Source organism: Caballeronia sp. M23-90 (assembly GCF_053574605.1).
In genome coordinates this window covers 1-913 of record NZ_JBSIPA010000900.1, presented here as the reverse complement: position 1 = coordinate 913, position 913 = coordinate 1, and the positions used below count along the sequence as shown (strand labels likewise).

Annotated in this window: 1 protein-coding gene; it reads right to left on the bottom strand. The window is 59.4% G+C overall.

Translation table 11 applies throughout. The features are described 5' to 3' along the window. On the bottom strand, positions 1 to 913 hold a 913-nt coding region (locus ACRXB1_RS36845), incomplete at both ends, for a M1 family aminopeptidase (RefSeq protein WP_449494878.1).

Sequence of the window (913 nt, the reverse complement as noted above, 5' to 3'; positions counted from 1 at the left end):
TTCCGCGGCGGCGCCCGGCTCGTGGCCGGCGGCCATGTCGGCGGAAAATTCCTGGTCGCGGAAGACCGTCAGGCCTTCCTTCAGGCTCAACTGGAACCAGTCGCGGCAGGTCACGCGGTTGCCGGTCCAGTTATGGAAGTATTCGTGGCCGACGACAGCTTCGATATTGCCGAAATCAATATCGGTCGCCGTTTCCGGATTGGCCAGCACGTACTTCGTGTTGAAGATGTTCAAGCCTTTGTTTTCCATTGCGCCCATGTTGAAGTCGCTGACAGCGACGATCATGAAGCGGTCAAGATCGAGCTCCAGTCCGAAGCGCCGTTCGTCCCATTCAATGGAATGGACCAGCGAATCCATGGCGTGCTGGGTCTTGTCGAGGTCGTGCGGTTCGACCCAGACCTGCAGCAGCTTTTCCTTGCCCGAACCCGTCTTCATGCGCTGTTCGAGCTTGACCAGCTTGCCCGCGACCAGCGCGAACAAGTAACTCGGCTTCTTGAACGGATCTTCCCAGCGGGCGAAGTGCCGGCCGTTTTCCAGATCGCCTTCTTCAATCAGATTGCCGTTCGACAGCAAGACTGGATAAGCGGCCTTGTCGGCGCGCAGCGTGACCGTGTAGGTGGACATGACGTCGGGTCGGTCGAGGAAATACGTGATCCGGCGAAAGCCTTCGGCCTCGCATTGCGTAAAGAAATTGCCGCTCGATACATACAGCCCCGACAACGTGGTGTTGGCCGCCGGGTTGCACGCGCTTTCGATGGTCAATTCGAACGAGTCCGGAATATTGTTCACCGATAGACCGTTTTCACTGACACGGACGTCCGCGTGCGGACGTCCGTCAAGCGTGGCGCCAAGGAACTCCATGTGCTCGCCAATCAGCTCCAGGCTCGCCGCCGGCGCGGCGTCCGGATTGCGG